The sequence below is a fragment of the Paenibacillus sp. J2TS4 genome (genome assembly GCF_018403245.1).
In the GTDB taxonomy this organism is placed as follows: domain Bacteria; phylum Bacillota; class Bacilli; order Paenibacillales; family NBRC-103111; genus Paenibacillus_L.
Genome location: NZ_BOSH01000019.1, coordinates 66077 through 85862, shown reverse-complemented (window position 1 = coordinate 85862; position 19786 = coordinate 66077). Strand labels below are relative to the sequence as shown.

The following is a 19786-nucleotide window of genomic DNA, read 5'->3' as shown; positions in this document are numbered from 1 at the left end:
GGCACACCAAATAGAGGACGTTCGATGAAATCATCGAACGTCCTCTTCATCACTGACCGTCCTAATATCGTAAATCATCCGGCTTCAATAACGTACGGTTTGCGGCTTAATGAAAGTAGTTTTCCGAAATGCTGTACAGCTGATCCTTATCCGGAACCCAATAGTAGAGCTGCAAGCCCATGATCGCATCTATGGCCCGATTGCTGTGGCCTGGCATTTGCATATATCGAAGCTGGTCCTGCTGCAAATTTTTGAACAGCCATGCGAGACTGAGCAAATCAGAGTCTGAAAAATTCGTGTCCAGTACCTCTTCTTTGACCTGATGGATCAGACCCGGGAGCTTAGGTATATAATCCAGTTTCGTTAATTTTGCAGCAATCGAGCGAATGACCTCCATCTGGGCTTCTTGTCTGCCGAATTCCCCGTCTTCCCGCGAGTAACGCTCCCTTACATAATCGAGAGCCAATTCGCCGTTTAATGTCTGAAGACCTGCGGGAAGCAGCAGCGGCTCCCGAGGAGTGAGCGGCTGGGTCAACCACACCTCACTGGGCAAATCCAGTTCCACGCCTCCGATAGCGTCTATGATACTCTCGAATCCGCTAAAGTCTATCTTCACATAATAGTTTATGGTCACATTCAATAAATCGCTTACCGCCTGAATGGATGCTTTCGTGCCGCCGCTATTCCCGTTTCTTTTGCTTCCGATAAAATGGACGTGATTGATTTTGGTATAACCTGTTCCTTCGAGGTAAATCTGGGTATCCCGCGGGATGGAGAGAATATTGACTTCCTTCTCCCCGGGATCGACATGAGCCAGCATGATCACATCCGTTCGGGAGCTCTCCTCCGCTCTGGCATCGACTCCAAGGATCAATATATTAAAGGCAGGATCGTTCATTGCCTCCCCGGTTCGTCCACCATCAGACGGACGGGTGGAAGATGCGGAGGACAGAGAGTCCGCTCCCTCCAAATCACTGGATGAAGGCCACTTTCTATCCCCTCCCAATAAATCAGCACCTTGAAAGTCTACTCCAAGAGAGGTAATTTTCACAGCCTGCGAACGGATGAAATCCATCCCCCAGGAGCCCATGTATCCTGATGATTTCGGTACCGCAAGCACCGGATGGTTCGATGGCTTAAAATGAACTCCCGGAGATAATGAATAGCCCCAGACCCCCAATACGGCTAATAAACCGATAATGGCAGTTCCTCCCCATCTCAACCAACGCTTCCTCTTCATCCTTTTCCCACCCCGGTTCCGTTCGAAACTATTCCCATCACGGACACGGATCAAGTTCCCAACTTGAGAGCCGAGCCGTCCATTGGAGCCATTCCATATTGGACCTCGACCATCTCCATATCGGTAAACGCATGCATCTTATACTCCGCTTCCTCCGGGAGTACGACGACGTCCCCCATATGGATATAACGGAAGCTTCCATTGACTTCGATTTTTCCTTGCCCGGTAAGAACGGTCCAAACTTCGCTATGGGCTAACGCGAGCCGAGCCGCAAGAGTACCTCCTGCCTTAACAAAGCATTTTTGAATCCGCACATCACTTCCCGGAGGTCCCGGCATGTATTCCAGTACTTTATAATAGCCCCAAGCTTTTTCCCCGTACATAGGAAATAACTCGTCATGCTGCATGATAGTTTTAATACGGGGACTGGCCGATTTATCGGCCACGAGAATTCCGTCCGGACTGGCAGCGACCACAACGTCGGATAGGCCAAGGGCAACGACCGGAATATCCAGCTCATTAATGACATGAGTCCCCGGCGAATCCTCTTTCCTGACCTGCTTGCCGATCGCTTCCTGGGCCATTTCTTCCGTCAGCGTGTTCCAGGTTCCAAGATCTTTCCACGATCCCTCGTAAGGAAGCACGACGACATGCCCGGCTTTTTCGGCCACCTCGTAATCAAAGCTGATCTTCGTCAGCCGGGAATATTGCATAACCATTTCCTCATATTGAAGCGGAAGCCCTTTGCTTATCAGCAGATCGATCATGTATTGCAGCTTGAAAGCGAAAACTCCGCAGTTCCATAGAGCGCCCCGGTGAATGAGCGCCTCCGCTTCCCGCTCAGACGGCTTTTCCTGAAAATGACTAACCTTCAGGCAGCCAGGATGGTTGGCGACCTCACTATAAGAGGGGACAATATACCCGTATTTCTCTGATGGATAAGTCGGCCTGACCCCTATCAGAGCCAAGTCTGCCTCAGTTTGATTGAGCAGGGAGTCAAACTGAACCACCTTGTGAAAGAAAGCTGTCTCCACGTATGGATCAACGGGAAGGACAGCGATCACTTCATCCAGACTGACGCCGGCCACGGAATACAAATATACAGAGGCCAAGGCGATGGCCGGAAACGTGTCTCGGCGTTCCGGCTCCACTATGAGGGGGATTTCACTCCCCAGCTGGTTCTGAACCATGTCCACTTGTTCTCTGCTCGTTGCTATGTAGCCTCTATGGTTCAAGCCGGCTTCCTCTAACTGCCTCCAAACTCTCTGTGCCATCGACTCCAGTTGACCCTTCTCATTCCGCAATACTTTGAGGAACTGTTTCGATCTGGCATCATTGGACAAGGGCCATAATCTTTTACCGGAGCCGCCCGATAACAAAACGAGTCTCATGCAGGGCCACATCCTTCAAATATAATAGATCTATTCTTCCTCAAACCGAGAATATTTCACGGGATTCCCCCGCTCTGACTCTTTGCAGGTCCGCATCGACCATCATCCGAATCAATTCTCTAAGCGGTGTCTCCGCTCTCCATCCGAGCCTTTCTCTAGCCTTGGCCGGATTCCCTTGCAAAATATCCACCTCTGCTGGACGATATAGCTCCGGATCAATCACAAGATGATCTTCCATGTTTAACCCTGCATATTCAAAAGCGATTTGGCACATTTCCCGAACCGTTGTCGTAGTGCCTGTAGCAATGACATAATCTTCAGGCTTATCCTGCTGAATCATTAACCACATCGCCTTCACATAGTCTCCTGCATATCCCCAGTCTCTTCTGGCATCGATATTGCCAAGACGCAGTTCTTTCTGCTTCCCGCATTTGATCCGGGCTACCGCATCCGTCACCTTCCGGGTAACGAATTCAATCCCCCGCAATGGCGATTCGTGATTGAATAGTATTCCCGAGCATGCAAATATATCAAAGCTTTCCCGATAATTGACGGTCGACCAATGTCCGAATAATTTGGCAACGCCGTACGGACTTCGCGGATAAAGCGGTGTCGTCTCTGATTGGATGGGCTGCTGCACCAGTCCGAACATTTCACTGGTCGAAGCTTGGTAGAATCGAATAGTAGGATCTGTAAGACGGATCGCTTCCAACATATGAAGCACCCCGAGCCCACTCACTTGAGCGGTCGTCACGGGCTGCTTCCAGGAAGTGCCGACGAAGCTTTGCGCGGCCAAATTATAAACTTCATCCGGTTTGGATACTCTGACTGCCCGGACAAGCGACGACATGTCGCCCATGTCCCCTTCGATCAACTCCACTTGCTCGTGAATTCCCAGAAACTCCAGTCTCCATAAAGAAGCGGTACTGCGGCGGGCTGTCATACCGTACACTTTATAACCCCGATCAAGTAAAAACTTGGCCAAATAAGCCCCATCCTGGCCTGTTACACCCGTGATTAAAGCTTTTTTCATCCCGTTTCCTCCCATCACTGTTATCGATCCACTCGCGGAATCATTTCATAGAAATCGTTTCGCGGCTGCCAGTTCCAGATTTATGCTGCTCGTAAGATTCCAACAAAGATCGATTGAAGCGATTTTTAAACACAGCCGTATCATATTTCTTTGCATGAGCAACGATCGTGCCAGTATCCCAGGCCAGTCTCTCCAATTGCTCGACTGCTTCTATTACGCTTTCCGGCTGTTGTTCGGCAAAGAACAATCCATTTTTATAGGGAATAATTGTATCCAACGCTCCCCCTGCCCTATAAGCCAGCACTGGCCTTCCGGCAGCGTTCGCTTCCAAGGGGGTTATTCCGAAGTCTTCTTCCCCCGGAAACAGGAAGGCCCGGCAGCGGGACATTAACGCACCGACCTCTTCATCCGACAACCTGCCAAGAAACTGTACATTATTTTTAGCCAAGCCCTCCAGCCGAACGCGGTCCGGACCATCTCCAACGATATAAAGAGGAAGGCCGAGACGGTTGAATGCTTCTACGGCCAAATCTATCCTCTTATAGGAAACCAATCGTGAAACTAGCAAATAATAATGATCTATTTGCCTCGAAGGAGTGAACCTGGATGTATGTACAGGAGGATAAATCACTTCCGATTCCCTCCCGTAATAAGTTCGGATCCGGTTATATACAACCGAGGATATAGACACATAACGGTCTACCCGATCTGACGTTCTCTCATCCCAGTAGCGCAAATACTTTACATACTGGCGCAGGACTGATTTTACCGGCTTTGGATACGGTTCTCTTTGAATATAATTTTCAAAGTCCCAAGCGAATCTCATCGGCGTATAACAGTAACAAAAGTGGAAGGTTTCTTTAGGAACGCGAATTCCTTTAACAAAGGCAAAGCTCGAACTAATTACGGCATCAAAGCCTTCTAAAGAAAGCTGGCGAAGAGCAAGAGGATAGAGCGGAAGCAGTTTTTTAAAGTTTGTTTCGATACCCGGTATTTTCTGAACCCATGTTGTTCGGATGTCCGTCTGCTTCAACGCTTCACTAAGCCGTTCCCGGTTGACGGCCAATGTATAGATGGGAGCATCCGGGTACATTTCATGCAGTACCTCAACTACACGTTCCGCCCCGCCCATCTGAGTCAGCAGGTCATGGACGATCGCAATTTTCAACGTATTTTCCCTCCGCCCTTACTGTGAACGCAGATTTTTTGCGGGGCAGCAGCTCCGGATAAAATTGAACCAGCGCCCGAATGGACTGACCGATGGCAAAATGCTCCCGGACCCGCTTAATGCCTCCCTCTCCCATTAGCCTGCGCCGCTCCGGCGAGTTCATCATCCACTGAATCGCTTCACTGAGCACGTCGGGATCCCCTGGCGGAATAAGAAGTCCAGTCTCACCGATCTCAACAATTTCTTGGGGTCCTCCTGTGTTCGAGGCAATCACGGGAAGTCCCAGCGCCATCCCTTCAACGATGACCTGACCGAAAGGTTCAGGCATAACCGAAGCATGAACGAGCAAATCGGCCTCCACCATTAATCGCTCCATTCGGTCTACATGTCCAAGCATCGTTACATTCGTAAGCTGCTCCTGCTTAATCCAATCCAGAAGGGATTGCTTGTAATCGTCCTGACCGAACAAAGCATCTCCCGCAATCCAGAATTTAATGTTTGGCTTATCCCTGAGCAAACGAGCAGCTTGAAGCAGCGTGCGATGCCCTTTCCATTCATCGATTCGTCCAGCCATCAAGACGACGAAGTCGCCTTCATTGCGGCTCCATTCTTCAGGAATAGCCTCCTGTTCTTCTTTAACGACTTCTTCCCGGCCAAACCTTCCAGCGTAAGCGGGGTAGAGAACCAGTTCCTTGTGTCTCCCCGCGGAGGGCAGGCATAGAGTAGCCAGGGTCGATCTGGAATTGGCAATCACTCCATTCGGAAACATCCGCGCCAGCCTCTGAATGAATTTAGCCACATAAGATTTAAGATAGGGAGCCTGGATTTGATCGTGAATATGCCAGACTAACGGCAGACGTGCCAGCTTGGCAGCGACCGCCCCATACAATGCTGCTTTCAGAGAATTGGTATGAACGAAGTCCACCTTCTCTTCCTTAAGCAAACGGGCCAGCCTCCGGCTGTACCGCATCGTCTCGAATACAGAACGGAACAAGCCACTGGAGACAGCATGCCGATTCCGATCGCGGATAGCCGGATCCAGAGGGAGGATGCGAACGTCTATCCCTTTCTCCGCTAGCCTTTCTTTAAGGGGACCTTCCTCCGCAAGAATGACTATTGGATCTATCGAAGCCCCTATTCCCTGTAAATTCGTAAGCAGATTGTACAGAGCTACTTCAGCGCCGCTCCAGCGAGCTGTATGATCTAAATAGGCTACCTTCATCCTTTTCCTCTCCCTTTCTGTTCGAGTACTTCCATAAAAATATCTTCTATCGCTTTCAAAACCTGGTTCCACGTATAATGTTCCATCACATACTCCCTGCACTGCTGGGCGCTGGGCCACTGCTCGCGCCGCTTCAATACATGATTCAATCCTTTAGCCAAAGCGTTCACGGTTATTCCTTCACTTAGAAAATCCGGCGAAAACCGGGTTAAAATTTCCAGATTTCCTCCCACGGGAGTTGCAAAAACGGGAACTCCGCTCGCTAACGCCTCCACGGTAGTAAGTCCGAAGCCTTCCAGCGCCTGGGTCGGGACTATGACCAAATCAGCCGCCTGATAATAGGATGGAAGCAGCTCTTCCGGAATGTAATTAAGCATATAGACATTCTGTTCCAGTCCATTGCGTTGAATAGCCGTCTCCAGCGCTTCCTTCAAGGGACCTATTCCGCCAATGTACAACAAAGCATCAGGATGTTGGCGAACGACTTCCGTCCAGGCTTCGACCAATTGAAGCAGCCCCATCCGGTTAACCAATCTTCTGACGGATAGAGCTATCAGCCCGTCTTCGGGCAATCCCAACTTATTTCGAAGCTGCTTCTTGTCATCTGTCGGTCGGAACCGTTCTGTATCGGCCGCCCCCGGCACGATGTGAATGCGATCGGGAGCAATCCCGTAATCTTCCTGCAGGACTCGCTTAAAGTAACGGCTCAGCACAATAAAACGATCCGCCAAGCGATAGGTGTTGTTTTCCATTCTCCGGGCTAATGCCGAGCGAATTCTTCCCTTCAGACCGGCTTCCTCCACCTTCATTTCCGCGGCCCAAGGACCGTGAAACCCTACAATCAGTGGAATGTTTTTACCGAATGCTATACGGGCCGCTCCCAATCCATACGGGGCAAAGTGGGAATAAATAATATCGATGTTTCGTTCATTTATTACTCTGGCTGCGTACTTCTTAAATTCCTTTTGTCTCCGCAATAACGGCATGAGCGGATTAGAGATGTTGGAAAGAGTCAAGTTCGTCTCGGGCTCCTGTTCCGGAGGCTCATTGCAGCATACCAATGCCTCAATACAGTGGCGCAGAGCTAATGTTTTGCATATGGATCGATAATAAATGTTCAATCCTCCCGGTTTATCCGAAGGCCAATCCAGCCCTGTCGCCAGTATGTTTAAACCTATTTCAGCCATCATATCCTCCTATATAGGGCAATAAAGATTTCGAAGCTTCCATTCCATGGGCAATAATTTGTCGGTAATTCATTGTCTGTTTATTATTTTTCCTTATCGTCTGACGATTGGACTTGAACCGATGCAAAGCGGCTATATAACCAGCGGAGATCATCCCATCGGATCAGCATTCGCGGCATGGTCGTGTGCAGCACTTTTTTATAGAGACCCAGTCCTAACAGAAGCCGAATGATGGAGCCGGTTAACAATGCTATCCCCGCGCTAATTAAACCGTATTGGGGCACCATCACGAGCATCAGAAGCATTCCGGCGCCCATTCCCACCGCTTGCAGCATCGAATGATAGCCCGGCTTTCCCAAAGACATGAAAGACTGCGCCAGAATAAGCGTCGAGCCTCCGATCACTGCCTCGAGAACCAATATCCGGAAGACAGGAACCGCACTCACGTATTGTTCGCCGTACAGGACATTCAAAACCATCGTCCCCAGCAGCATCATCGGGATCGCGGCCAACATCGTAAGACAAAGACTAATGCGGAATATTCTCTTGACAAGCACAACCGCTTCGCCTTGCTCCAATCCCGCTGCTTTCGGGAAGAGCACCATAACCAGAGAACTGTGGATCACATTAATGACTCTGGATAAGCTGAAGGCGACCAGATAAAGTCCCAGGTCCGCAGGCATCAACAGAGTAACAACTATGACCTGATCCATATACCCGGATAGCGCGTTTAACACATCGGCTCCGGACGAGCTTCTTCCGTAACGAAACAGCTTGGCGAGTGAATCCTTCCAACGTCTAATCGTAAACCGGTAAATGCTTAGCATACGAAAAGTCAACCAGAGCGTCACAGGAACGGTTGTAAACGAATAGGCCAATGCCGCTGACAACGGAGTCAGCCTTCCGGCAAACAACAGGAGAAATAGCCACAGCAAGGCGCCAACGTGAGGAAGCATCCTGATCCGGTTGAATAGTTGAAATTCTCCCCGGGCCTGTAAAGCTGCATTGTTCATAAATTCTATCAGGAGGACAGGGGCCGATATCATAAACCACTGGGCATACCGAATTATCTGTTCCGAATGAGAGCTTAGCCCATAAGGAACCCCCGCCACTCCTACCGTCCACGCTAAGGCGCCAAAACTAAAGCAGAACATTAGGGCAGTAGTGTACAAGGAAGCGGCTTCTTCCGAGTGCTTCTTCATGTTGAACAGTAAAGAAGAAGGCAGGCCGAGCATAAACAGATTAGCCAGGAAAGTGGGCCAAAGCAGCAGCGCTGAAGATTCTCCTTTGCCTGCCGGTCCCAAGTATCGGGCTGTCAGAATGCCTGTCAATAGATTGACGGCCATGATCAGCATGCTGACCACCACAACTTTAAGCGAATTTGCGGTGCTGTCTTTACGAACATGAAAGCTTCGAAGGATAGACCATAGACTTACGGCTAACCCTTCTTTGCGCAACAACGGCTTCGAATTGCTCATCGCGCCTCCCCGCCAGCCGCTTCCTTCGGTTCCGGCAGTCCGGAAGCCACGATTAACCAGACCACGAAACCTCCCACACCGACCAACCTGTTCTCGAACATTAAATAGGCAATGGCTCCGATCAATACGCTAAAGGCCAGAATCGTGTACTTCCTTGCTTCCCTAGAATCTTCCTGCAATTTAGGAGGCCAAAGCAGTTTAGCAAGCAGCCATAATGCTCTGGAGAAAGCCAAGCCCCCTACGATTCCAAAAGTCAGGAATAATGCAAGAATACCGTTGTCGAAATTCCCGAACTGACCAAGCTGTCCATCGTTCTCCAATTTGGTTCCAACCCCGACACTGCCAAGCCCGGTGCCAAAAGGTTGATTCACCAGCATCGGCACGATGTTCCACATAAATTGCATTCGATCATTGTAAGAATAATCGTTTTCCAGATTACCAAGCGTCGTGAAGCGATTTACTAAATTATCCCCGCCAGGCACAGCAAGAAGAACGGAATACATGAGAATTCCGGCCAGCAGAATCGCCAGCATACTCCCCCATTTTCTCTTCCCTTGCTCCAAAAAAATAAGCAACAGAAGTGCCAGCACCAGGGTCACCCAGGAAGCTCTTACGAGAGTCACTATCAAACAGAAAGCGACGAGCAACACGCCGAACCAACCGGCAAAGCCCCTCCACTGTCTGTTTATCAACATAGCCACTAAGGCGGTAGATAAAAAAATAGCCGCCGGACCTGGTGAGTTAAGAGTAGAAAATACTCTAATTTCATAAGGTAGCGGTTGACCATTGGAGAACATATCCACCTCGTTCATCCAGAAGGCGTCCCATTCGGGAACGATAAAAAATTGAAGAATGCCATATCCAGCTACAATCACAGCTACATTCACAAAACATATTATCCACCGTTTGCGTACTTCAAGGCTGCTTCTACGAACCGCCTCATAAGGGATTATCGCGAGAGGGACAGCATAATTAGCCAGATCAAACAGACCGGCCACACCGTTCTTCCATCCTCCTACCAGCAAGCCGTAGATCAGAGCGACGGACAAGCAGAGCAAGCTCCCTTTCAAGACGGGTGAAAGCTTCAGCGGTTTATTTAGCATAGGAATGATTAGTGTCGTCGTGACGAGAAGCGGTAAAATGCTAAGCATGGAAACCGAGTTATATTCCTGGTACGACCATTCATATATTCGCCGAATGGCAGGTGTAAACGCCCATACCGCGATAATATAAGGGACGAGTCCATTGGAATCAGATCGGGCCAACAAAAGAGCTGGAGCGACCAGTGAAAAAACCAGGGTCCAAAGCACCCCGGTTTGCGAGTCGATTAATGAATAGCCTAGCCCGATGATGACGGCTGCGGCTAATGCAGCGACCGTAAGAATTAACTTCTTCATCCGGGTTGACGGTAGATTGGCTAACGGCGGAAATTGGTTTAAGTTCATTATTTTTCTAATCACTGGATTACTCCCGTCTACCCAAACTAATGAAAGACATAGCCGATTAATTGGCCGTGAACATGCTCAAAATCTTTCATTAGCTGGCGAATTTCGTCCGGTTTTACCGATCCGCCTTTCACGACGAGCAAGGTTCCGCTGCTTTGGGCGGCCAGGTAGAGACTATCGGCCGATTGTCCTGCCGCCGGGGAATCAATTACGATAACATCGTACTGTTCCTTAAGCTTCTCCAGCAGCCCTCCTATCTGTCCGGATATCAACAAATCTGAAGCATGCTTGAATGCCGTGCCGGCGCAGAACAGTGTTAAGTTATCCTGCATTGTATTATGCAGTCCTTCCTGCGGATCGCAGCTTCCTGAGAGTACTTCTGCCAATCCGAGTTCATTTGACTTGGCGAACCAGTGATGCAGATCGGGCTCCGCCAAGTTGGCGTCAATCAATAAAACCTTCCTGCCCGATTGAGCAAACGAGACGGCCAAATTGGCGGCAACATACGTTTTTCCTTCCCCTTTCTTCGCGGATGTAACCAGCAGTACCGGATTGCTCTGTTTAGAAAGAGAATAGTCAATTCGCGTGCGAAGAAATTTGAAATCCTCGGCCGCTTTGGATTGAGGGTTAACATGAGCGATTAATGCGCGATTAGCTAAGGTGGCCATAAGATGCTTCACCTACCTGTCTCAACTTCGTTTGAGCTTGCACTCTTTTAAAGTCCTTCTTCTCTATTTTTGAGATTTCACCCAGTTTTTTGAGTCCCAGTTCCTTTTCAAGAACATCGGCATATCGTACCGTTCGATCCGAAATTTCTACGCCTACTGCCCAACCTGTAGACAAAATGACCGCAACGGTAAAAGCAAGCAAAACATTGATCATCCGCTTGGAAGTCGGCTTAATTTCCCGGTTGACCTTAATATCCGGTAAAATCATTACTTCTTCCACTTTCATTATTTGTAGCGCCTGGGATTCGAATGATTCCGCTACAGCATGCACGATCTGATTCGCTTTATCGTAAGAATTGTCCTCCAAGCTGATCGTGATCATTTGTGAATCTTTAGCGGAAGAAACTTTTAACTTCTTCTCCAGCTTTTCAATATCTACATCCAACTCGGGATGTTTAACTACGATTTGATTTAATACTGTCGGTGATTTCATCAGCTCTTTATAAGTATTGTTCAGCAGCAAACCCGCACTGACGGCATCATAATTTTGCTTCTCTGAGCTGCCCACAATCACTTTCACCGAAGCTTCATAAATCGGGGGAAGCACGAAATAACTAACCCAGACCGCCGTGACTGTTGTTAAAGCTACAAATGAGATAATCCACACGAGCCGCTTACGGATCATACGGATGTAATCCATTAATTCCATATGGAACCTCCCCATTTACAAATTTACGGCTGTCTACACTACATGAGACAGCGTCGGGCGGGAAGCGTCTTGTTCACCTTTATCGGCAATCCATCCAAGTCCTTCATAATTAAAGCCCAGCTTGCGAATTTCAACGGAATCCAAGAAGTTCCTAGTGTCTAAAACATAGGGATTCTTCATTCTTTTATGCATATGTCCCCAGTCGAGATCCTTATATTCAAGCCAATGTGTGACGAGAACGATGGCGTCCGCCTGTTCGGCTACCAGTTCTCCACTATGGCAGTAAGTGACAGGAAGCTCCCCATTGGTTTGGCAAAAATTTTCCATTCCTTTTGGATCATGGACTTGAAGACTTGCCCCGCATTCGATAAATCTTCTGATCAATACGGCCGCTTGAGTATGACGCGTATCATCCGTATCAGGCTTAAAGGTGAGACCCAGTATGCCTATCCTTCTATTGTGCAGTGAACCCAGTTTGTCAAGAACCTTATCGACGATATATAGATGCATCCGGTAATTCGATTCGATTGCCGCTTTGACAATGCTTAGCTCTTGCCCGTGCTTTTGACTGGCGATTAACAATTCGGCGGTGTCTTTCGGGAAACAGCTTCCGCTCCAGCCGCTGGACACTTGCAGAAACTGGTTCCCGATTCGCGAATCCAGCCCCATCCCATAAGCTACCTCCAGGACATTCGCCTCCACCGCTTCACACATTCTCGCGATCTCGTTAATGTAACTGATTTTGACGGCCAAAAAAGCATTCGAAGCATATTTGATCATTTCCGCACTGCGCAGATCCGTCTCGAAATAAACAGGCGGGGCCATCACCTGACCCTCCCTGATGCCCAAACGTAACGAAATCGTTTCGAGAATATCCGGCCGCATAAATTCCGCATACAGCTCCCTTAGCATTTCTTTGGCGCGATCATCCAATGCTCCAACCACTATTCGATCGGGAAAAAACACATCTTCTAGCGCGTGTCCCTCTCGCAGAAACTCCGGATTGCTGGCGACAGCGAAATGCTCTCCCGACTCAAGCCCGGAAATCTGCTCCAGTATCGAGGTCACCTCTTCCGAGGTTCCGACGGGAACCGTCGATTTAATGACGATGACCGTAAAATGATCGGGGTTCAGGTGATTCGCAACGCGGGCCGTTGCTGTTCTAATAAAGGATAAATCCGCGCTACCGTCCTCAAGTGACGGAGTTCCTACACCAATGAAAACTACATCCGCCTCATAGACAGACTGATAGCTGGTAGAAGCAAATAAACGCGAACCGGCCTGCTCCTGAATTAAGGACTGCAAGCCCGGTTCATAGATCGGACTCTGTCCCGCGTTAATGGCATCCACCTTAGCCGGATCAATATCGATAATCGTGCAGCGATGACCCATCATGGATAAGGACGCTCCTGTTACGCTTCCTATATAACCTGCTCCAATGCAAGCAATATTCATAAATTTCCTCCGATACATAATTGAAATTAGATATGGCAATTTAGCATTAAATGAATAAAGGCATTTAACCTCCCCTCACACCATACCCCTGACGATAAACGTCTAAGGCTCTAACAAGCCCACAGTATGATCGAGTGCCTCCAGTAATATAGGTGCAGGAGACATTACCTTAGATACAAAATGGAACAATAACAAAAGTATTGATACATATTGTATCAGTATGGATATTAATCTATACTAAAAAGAGAGCATCGTCAAATAAAAAAATTTATTTATCCAACTCTTTTTAGATGATAGATTTAACGTCCAATCAAAAGAGTCGCAATGGTCATATTTTGTAATATAAAAGCGCTAGAAATGCTGGTGAATTTTTTATGGACAACCAAATCACTGAAAGTTGAAAGCAAGCTTAAAGCATCGCCTTCCACTCTTTCCAGGTCTATTTCTTACTCACCACATTTCCAGACTCGAAAGGAGATGAAATATGAGCGATTCCGTATATAAAATAACGATAGTAACTCTGCTTATCTTACTGCTATGCCTATATTCCGAAGGTCCTAAATCCCCTATTCAAAAAAATAAAGACATCCCTTCCTTGCTAGGTTCGGGCAACTTTACCAATGGCGATACATCAAGCAAAGAAAAAATCTCTTGGCTCGAGGATTTGAATTTGGGTTGGGGGCGACTCAATCTTTATCCGGACTGGTATTACAAAGACGGTAAGCCTACCCCACAGACTATTGACGGGCTGGTAGCGCAAATGTTCGAGCATAACATTACACCGATGCTGTTATTCGAGTACTACGGAAATTACGAATCCAAAGGGATTCCCATTGGAGATTACAATAAATGGTTTAGCATCGGGCAGCAATTCGCCGAACGCTTCAGGCCGGGTGGAACCTGGTCCCAAATCTATCATGTGCGAAACTGGGGAATAACGGTCTATTCCGCATTCAACGAGCCGGATGTGGAGTCCACTATTGATCGGCAGGCTTACAGCCAAGCATTGGAAGGATTCGCCGACGGCATTCATTCCGTAGATAAATCCCTCAAGGTGATCCCCGGCGGTTTCAGCGCTCAGAACGCATTCAAGGACTGGACGTTAAAAGGGTATGGCCCCGCTATAGCCCCGCTGCTTAACTCGGGAAAACTGGACGGGCTCGATCTCCACACCTATTTCGATTTGCAATATACCCCTATCAGCGGAACCTATACCAGCTCGGTCCAATATGCGTTTGATCAGGTGAAGAAACAGTCGGGAATTACAAGGGACATTTCCTTTTATTCTACCGAGTTCAATGTCAAGGACCGGAATCCCGCTTCCCCTGAGCAAGGAGCTTTACCCCCTGAAGTACTGGCTAATTATTTTTTAACGGCCATCTGGGATTCCCTTGGAGTTGTCAAAAATGATGGTCATTCGCCAGCTACCGAATTCGCTATGCCTTTCTCGCTGGCTCTCACTCCCGAACAAGACCCATGGTACGGACTATATTCAGGAAGAGTAGGCGGCACGACGGATTTGACGGCAAGAGCCAGAGTATTGAGAATGGTGTCGAATCTGACATCGGAAGCTTATTTCGAGTATTTGGATCCGAAATTGACGGGAGTTTACATTCTCTCGGGAGGCTTCAAAAAAATATGGGTTTGGCAAAACAGGAAGCATTGGACTAATGCACCCGGGACGGAATTTACGATCACCGGACTCCCAAATTACGCCACCCGCATATCCATCTACCGATGGAGCGGACTATGGAAAACGATAGAGCTGAAGCAAAATGTATACTCCTACAAGATTACAGGACTCATTCCAGAGGAAACCTACATGTTTGTAGCGGACGGATAGCTCCCTTCCCCCAGAGTCATCCTCTCTCTATAGACGGATATCGTTCTGCTCAATCCTTCTTCCAAATCAATTTGCGGCTCCCAGCCAAGCAGACGCTTGGCTTTTTGTATAACGGGCCGGCGGACCTTGGGATCATCCGAAGGAAGAGGAAGATAGGTAATGACACTATCCGAACCCGTAAGCCGCTTCACCAGCTCCGCCACCTGAAGGATAGAATATTCGGCCGTATTGCCGATATTGATGATTTGCCCGTTAGCCTCGTCTCTTTCCATCATTAGCTGGAGGCCGCGAATATTATCATCTACATAACAAAAGGAACGGGTCTGCGATCCGTCTCCATAAACTGTAATGGGCTCTCCTGCAAGCGCCTGAGTAATAAAGTTGGAAATGACTCTTCCATCATCATTGCGCAAGCCCGCAGAATAGGTGTTAAAGATGCGCGCCACTTTAATCGCAGTTCCATAGCGATTATAATATTCGTAGCAATACACCTCGCCCAGCCTTTTACTCTCGTCATAGCACGCCCTTGGCCCCCATGTATTGACATTGCCGCAGTATTCTTCGGGCTGCGGATGGACAGTCGGGTCCCCGTAGGCCTCGCTTGTGCTCGCAAACAGCAGCTTCGCCCCGTTAAGAAGGGCCAGCTCCAACATATAATAGGTTCCCGTTGTATTTACCGCTATCGTATCCATAGGCTTCGCCTGATAAAATTTAGGAGATGCGGGAGAAGCCAAATGATAAATCTCGCTAACTTCCCCGAAGGACGCATACAACTCCGGCACTTGGCGGTCGCTTACATCAAGCCGGAAAAACGTAAATTCCGGGCTTGGCAGAAACGGCTCGATATTGCTCTTCTTCCCTGAGGATAAATTGTCTATCCCAATCACACGATGTCCTTGCTTCAGAAGTTCTTTCGTCAAATGAGACCCGAGGAAGCCTGCCGCTCCCGTAATTAAAACTGTTTTTCCCATAACTGCCTTCGTCCTTTCAGGCCTAAAATGTATTGCTTCTAAGCACAACCATTACGGTTCTGATTAAGATTTGGACATCTGCGCCCCAGGAAAGCCTTTGAATGTATGTGAGATCGTGGTGCAGATTATGATGAATAGGCGCTTTGCGGTCCTCGCTAACTTGCCATAGTCCGGTTATTCCCGGCTTGACCAAGAACCTCAGCCTTTCCCTGTCCCCGTAAGCTTCCTGGACGATAGAGAACTGCTCGGGTCTCGGACCGACAAAGCTCATCTCCCCCCGAACAATATTCAACAGCTGGGGAAGCTCATCCAGGCTTGTTTTACGAATCCATTTACCCATCTTCGTTATTCTTGGATCATCCGCACTTTCCGGAGATCTTCCCTCTGGGGGGGCTTCCGTATACATCGTTCTCAGCTTGTAAATGGTAAACACTTTGCCGTCCTTTCCTACTCTCTTTTGCCGGAATAGGGCGGGTCCCTTCGATTCCAGCTTGATGAGCAGGCAAAGAAGAAGCAGAAGCGGAGTGACAACCGGCAGCAGCAGCCAGCCTATCATCCCGTCCAGAAACGGTTTGACGATAGAAAAATACAACCCGCACGGTTTCGAGACCTCCTCGATCGGCAATGCTTCCGAATTGGATTTTGTTATGGTCGCTTCCATGCTTCGATCACCCTGTTATTCGAATTTTGCCAACGGATTCGCTCTCCAAATCTCCGATTAATTGTTGCAAGTAATCTCTCCATTCGGAATGCAGCTCTTCCCTCTTTAATGCAAACTCGACGTTGGCCTTCAAAAATCCCAATTTGCTGCCCACATCATATAATCGGCCTTCATACAAATAACCCAATAAAGGCTCGTAGCGGATCAATTGCTGCAACGCATCGGTCAGCTGAATTTCTCCTCCGCTTCCAGGCGCTACCCCTCTTATAAGGTCGAATATGCGAGGAGTCAGAACATATCGTCCTACGATGGCATAATTGGACGGAGCGTTAACCTGCGGCTTCTCGACCAACCGATCGATGCTCGATAGCCGGCTTGAAAGATAAGTGCCTTCGGCTACTCCGTAATTATGCACCTCGCTCCAGGGGACAGGCTGAAGCGCGATGACGGAAGCTTCCTTGCCATCATAGATCTCGATCAGCTGTTTCAAACACGGTACCTCACTGTCAATGATCATATCTCCGAGCAAGACGGCAAAGGGCTCATTGCCAATAAACTTCCGGGCCGACCAGATCGCATGACCCAGTCCGAGCGGCTCCTTCTGGCGGACATAATGAATGTCTATAAGATTAGACACATCCCTTACAATCCGCAGCAGCTCTTCCTTGTCGTTCTCCTCCAGGTTAAACTCAAGCTCGTGGTTGTAATCAAAATGATTTTCGATGGAATGCTTGTTACGTCCTGTAACAATGATCAAATCATAAATGCCGGACTGAACCGCCTCCTCGACAATATATTGGATCGTCGGAACATCCACGATGGGCAGCATCTCTTTAGGAATCGCCTTGGTTGCCGGCAAGAAGCGTGTGCCCAGGCCTGCCGCTGGAATGATCGCCTTTTTAACATGACTCACTGTTCAAAACCTCCCTTGATTTCTACAACAATCATTTCAGTGCAGGGGTAAATGAAGTCTAATTTAATATTGTCAATAAACGCCCAATCCGATACAATATGTATCATGTTAAACTAAATTTAGTATACAATCTGTATCATGTCAATAGAAGCTTTTTACACTTTTATCCCTAAGAAAGGAATGTTGTCGATGAAATACGGACGCCGGATAGCGAAATTACGCGAGAACAAAGGAATGACTCAGGAGGAAATGGCACAATACCTTAACATATCACGGGCTTCCTTATCTCATTATGAGAAAAATCGCAGGAGGCCCGATGTGGAGACCTTAAAGAAAATGGCCGATTTTTTTCAAGTTTCAACCGATTATTTAATTGGTCGTAAAGTGGTTCACACCGGTACTTGTCAGGAGTGGACAACGATACCTGATCTGCCTGAAGAAGAAGACGTTACGTGATGTGAATCAGGCGGAGTCAAGCTAGAAGATGAATGTGATTCTGCGGCATCTGAATAATGGAGGCCGACATCCGTTCATATTGCCGGGCCCTTTGCAAACGCAGCGGGGAGCGATACAGAACAAGCTTATTTAGTAAATCCGGCAGCAAAGCCTCCTCCGTCCGCTCGGGAAGAATCCGGCTTCCGTACAGATAACTGTCGCGACCTTTGACCCTCCATAGCATTTGGCCCTGAATGTGGATACAGATTTGTTCAAAGCCGAGCTCAAATCCAAGAACATAGTGGTTCTGCACCGGAAGACGGAGAGTGGTGCGGAACATAAGAATCTCAACACCGATTCCCCTCACATCAACCGTCCGGCTGCTGCTAACCGTCTCGACATCGTTAATCCGATCCACCGACATTCGAGCCGACAACGGAACTTCTGGAGGTAAGCGCAACGTTCGTCCCGTTAACCGGTCTTTGGAATGGATGATATGCTTCATCTGGCCCAATCCTTTCACGCTTTTATTGGTTCCTTCTCTATATAGATATAGTTACATAAAGTATCATTAAACAATGATATGAAACAAAATGTATCGAGTCAAGTTAATTTTTGTCGGATGCTTCGTATCAAATTCAATGTAAAAATGGGGATCATTAGATTCCATTCCTCCTTTATTTCAACTTACTGCAACATTCTGTTTATCCCGTCCGTCTACATAAGTGGAAGAGGAAATTCCATCATATGACATTCAGGAGGATTTAAGCATGAAGAAGATGTTAAAATCGGTCGCTATCGCCGCAGTATCCATCGGGCTGATCAGTACGACCGCCATCGCCTCATCCGCAGATTGGACGGAAGTCAAGGCACTATTTAATAACAAAATGAAAGTAACTATTAACGGACAAGCCCCCGATTCACCCCTGACTCCGCTGATGGTAGACGGAGTTGCCTATTTACCGGTACGAGATATGGGAGAAGCGCTCGGAATGAACGTAAATTGGAATGAGCAAGAATACCGAATTGAAATTGAAAACGGACAAGAGGAGGCGATCACTGAAACGATAACCGCCATTATCCTTGACGTAAAGACAGGGAACAACGGAGACCAAATGGTCGAGGTGCTTTCCCTCGGGGCAGATTCACCGTATCCGGTCATCCGGTTGATCGTTCCTTCCGATCTGACCATTAAGGGTCCTGAGTCTGATGATTCTCAGGAGAAGCCCGAGCTGAAACCGGGGATGAAAATTGAAGCGGCTTATAGCCTGGCCATGACGAGGAGCCTTCCTCCGCAAACACGTGCGGAATCCGTCCGAATCATCCATGAGCTTGGTCTTGTGGAGGGAATCGTTCAATCGGTTCAATCCACCGATCATGGCTTATCCATTAAAATGGATGAGCAAGAGAACGATCCGACAAGCGGTATCATCCTTCATATTGCAGAAGATACGGTCATAAGATCTGGACCGTTGGCCGACCCCGCTACCGCGGATCAAATTAAAGAGGGGGCCAAGATTAAAGCTTATTACGGACCGATCATGACGATGAGCCTGCCTCCTCAAAGCCCCGCACAAGCGATTATTTTGCTGGACGATGCGGCAGCGGAGTAATACTGGAATTACTGAGGCCCAAGGATCACCTTGGGTAAAAATGAACCTCCCATCCCGCCTTTATAGGTGGGATGGGAGGTTCTTTCTTATGCGAACGAGCGCGTTTTGTAAGGATTTAAGGTGTAGAAATGCACTTCAATTGGATAGTGATTTGTGTTATACAAGAACTCGTTGTATAATAAATAATCGAACATACGTTTCCAGACTACTACATAACAGCTATATTAGTTGAACTAATGATTGAATAGGTCATGAAGTGGAGAAAGAAAGATGCTTCCAGGGCGAGTTTTGGCTTTGTATTCCTACCATCCGAAGGCCCATCCATATAGAAGGAATACAAAACAAGATGTTTGA

17 protein-coding genes and 1 pseudogene are annotated in these 19786 nt (G+C 48.1%); 3 read left to right on the top strand and 15 right to left on the bottom strand.

The window, feature by feature from the left end:
• Nucleotides 1-106 precede the first annotated feature (106 nt).
• The 11 genes from KJS69_RS26705 to KJS69_RS26655 form a co-directional block, all read right to left on the bottom strand.
• Complete coding sequence (locus KJS69_RS26705) at nucleotides 107-1240, bottom strand: LCP family protein (protein ID WP_249730726.1); 1134 nt, start codon at nucleotides 1238-1240, stop codon at nucleotides 107-109.
• Nucleotides 1241-1290: 50 nt separating this feature from the next.
• A complete protein-coding gene (locus KJS69_RS26700; protein WP_213586864.1) occupies nucleotides 1291-2631 on the bottom strand; it encodes a sugar phosphate nucleotidyltransferase in 1341 nt (446 codons plus the stop codon).
• Between the two features lie 40 nt (nucleotides 2632-2671).
• Complete coding sequence (gene gmd / locus KJS69_RS26695) at nucleotides 2672-3664, bottom strand: GDP-mannose 4,6-dehydratase (protein WP_213586863.1); 993 nt, start codon at nucleotides 3662-3664, stop codon at nucleotides 2672-2674.
• Between the two features lie 40 nt (nucleotides 3665-3704).
• Nucleotides 3705-4832, bottom strand: coding sequence for a glycosyltransferase (locus tag KJS69_RS26690; protein ID WP_213586862.1), 1128 nt, complete (start codon nucleotides 4830-4832; stop codon nucleotides 3705-3707).
• Nucleotides 4810-6054 (bottom strand): glycosyltransferase, encoded by a 1245-nt coding sequence (locus tag KJS69_RS26685; protein WP_213586861.1) that lies wholly within the window; start codon nucleotides 6052-6054, stop codon nucleotides 4810-4812. The genes KJS69_RS26690 and KJS69_RS26685 overlap by 23 nt, the downstream gene beginning before the upstream one ends.
• Nucleotides 6051-7244, bottom strand: a complete 1194-nt coding sequence (locus KJS69_RS26680) for a glycosyltransferase family 4 protein (protein ID WP_213586860.1) — start codon at nucleotides 7242-7244, stop codon at nucleotides 6051-6053. Before KJS69_RS26680 ends, KJS69_RS26685 begins: the two co-directional genes overlap by 4 nt.
• An 80-nt stretch (nucleotides 7245-7324) precedes the next feature.
• Nucleotides 7325-8719 (bottom strand): lipopolysaccharide biosynthesis protein, encoded by a 1395-nt coding sequence (locus KJS69_RS26675; RefSeq protein WP_213586859.1) that lies wholly within the window; start codon nucleotides 8717-8719, stop codon nucleotides 7325-7327.
• A complete protein-coding gene (locus tag KJS69_RS26670; RefSeq protein ID WP_213586858.1) occupies nucleotides 8716-10179 on the bottom strand; it encodes an O-antigen ligase family protein in 1464 nt (487 codons plus the stop codon). The genes KJS69_RS26675 and KJS69_RS26670 overlap by 4 nt, the downstream gene beginning before the upstream one ends.
• A gap of 23 nt (nucleotides 10180-10202) precedes the next feature.
• Nucleotides 10203-10832, bottom strand: a complete 630-nt coding sequence (locus KJS69_RS26665; RefSeq protein ID WP_213586857.1) for a CpsD/CapB family tyrosine-protein kinase — start codon at nucleotides 10830-10832, stop codon at nucleotides 10203-10205.
• Complete coding sequence (locus KJS69_RS26660) at nucleotides 10816-11541, bottom strand: YveK family protein (protein ID WP_213586856.1); 726 nt, start codon at nucleotides 11539-11541, stop codon at nucleotides 10816-10818. Before KJS69_RS26660 ends, KJS69_RS26665 begins: the two co-directional genes overlap by 17 nt.
• A gap of 33 nt (nucleotides 11542-11574) precedes the next feature.
• The gene (locus tag KJS69_RS26655; RefSeq protein WP_213586855.1) at nucleotides 11575-12996 is read right to left on the bottom strand and encodes a UDP-glucose dehydrogenase family protein; all 1422 of its coding nucleotides are present in this window, start codon (nucleotides 12994-12996) and stop codon (nucleotides 11575-11577) included.
• Between the two features lie 484 nt (nucleotides 12997-13480).
• Between KJS69_RS26655 and KJS69_RS26650 the strand changes: the two genes are divergently transcribed.
• The gene (locus KJS69_RS26650; protein ID WP_213586854.1) at nucleotides 13481-14839 is read left to right on the top strand and encodes a hypothetical protein; all 1359 of its coding nucleotides are present in this window, start codon (nucleotides 13481-13483) and stop codon (nucleotides 14837-14839) included.
• Here the strand turns inward: KJS69_RS26650 and KJS69_RS26645 are convergent.
• From KJS69_RS26645 to galU, 3 genes are read right to left on the bottom strand one after another with little or no spacing between them, the layout of a single operon-like run.
• Entirely contained in the window at nucleotides 14815-15810 is a 996-nt protein-coding gene (locus KJS69_RS26645) for a UDP-glucuronic acid decarboxylase family protein (protein ID WP_213586853.1), read from the bottom strand. The two genes, KJS69_RS26650 and KJS69_RS26645, sit on opposite strands and share 25 nt — an antisense overlap.
• Nucleotides 15811-15832: 22 nt before the next feature.
• The gene (locus KJS69_RS26640; RefSeq protein WP_213586852.1) at nucleotides 15833-16471 is read right to left on the bottom strand and encodes a sugar transferase; all 639 of its coding nucleotides are present in this window, start codon (nucleotides 16469-16471) and stop codon (nucleotides 15833-15835) included.
• Nucleotides 16472-16478: 7 nt separating this feature from the next.
• Nucleotides 16479-17384, bottom strand: a complete 906-nt coding sequence (gene galU / locus KJS69_RS26635; RefSeq protein ID WP_213586851.1) for a UTP--glucose-1-phosphate uridylyltransferase GalU — start codon at nucleotides 17382-17384, stop codon at nucleotides 16479-16481.
• Nucleotides 17385-17573: 189 nt separating this feature from the next.
• Here galU and KJS69_RS26630 point away from each other — a divergent pair.
• A pseudogene (locus KJS69_RS26630) lies at nucleotides 17574-17765 on the top strand (helix-turn-helix domain-containing protein); the annotation flags it as partial.
• A gap of 91 nt (nucleotides 17766-17856) precedes the next feature.
• On the opposite strand, the gene KJS69_RS26625 reads toward KJS69_RS26630, so the two are convergent.
• Nucleotides 17857-18324 (bottom strand): hypothetical protein, encoded by a 468-nt coding sequence (locus KJS69_RS26625; RefSeq protein WP_213586849.1) that lies wholly within the window; start codon nucleotides 18322-18324, stop codon nucleotides 17857-17859.
• Between the two features lie 265 nt (nucleotides 18325-18589).
• Between KJS69_RS26625 and KJS69_RS26620 the strand changes: the two genes are divergently transcribed.
• Nucleotides 18590-19432, top strand: a complete 843-nt coding sequence (locus KJS69_RS26620; RefSeq protein WP_213586848.1) for a stalk domain-containing protein — start codon at nucleotides 18590-18592, stop codon at nucleotides 19430-19432.
• Nucleotides 19433-19786: the final 354 nt, after the last annotated feature.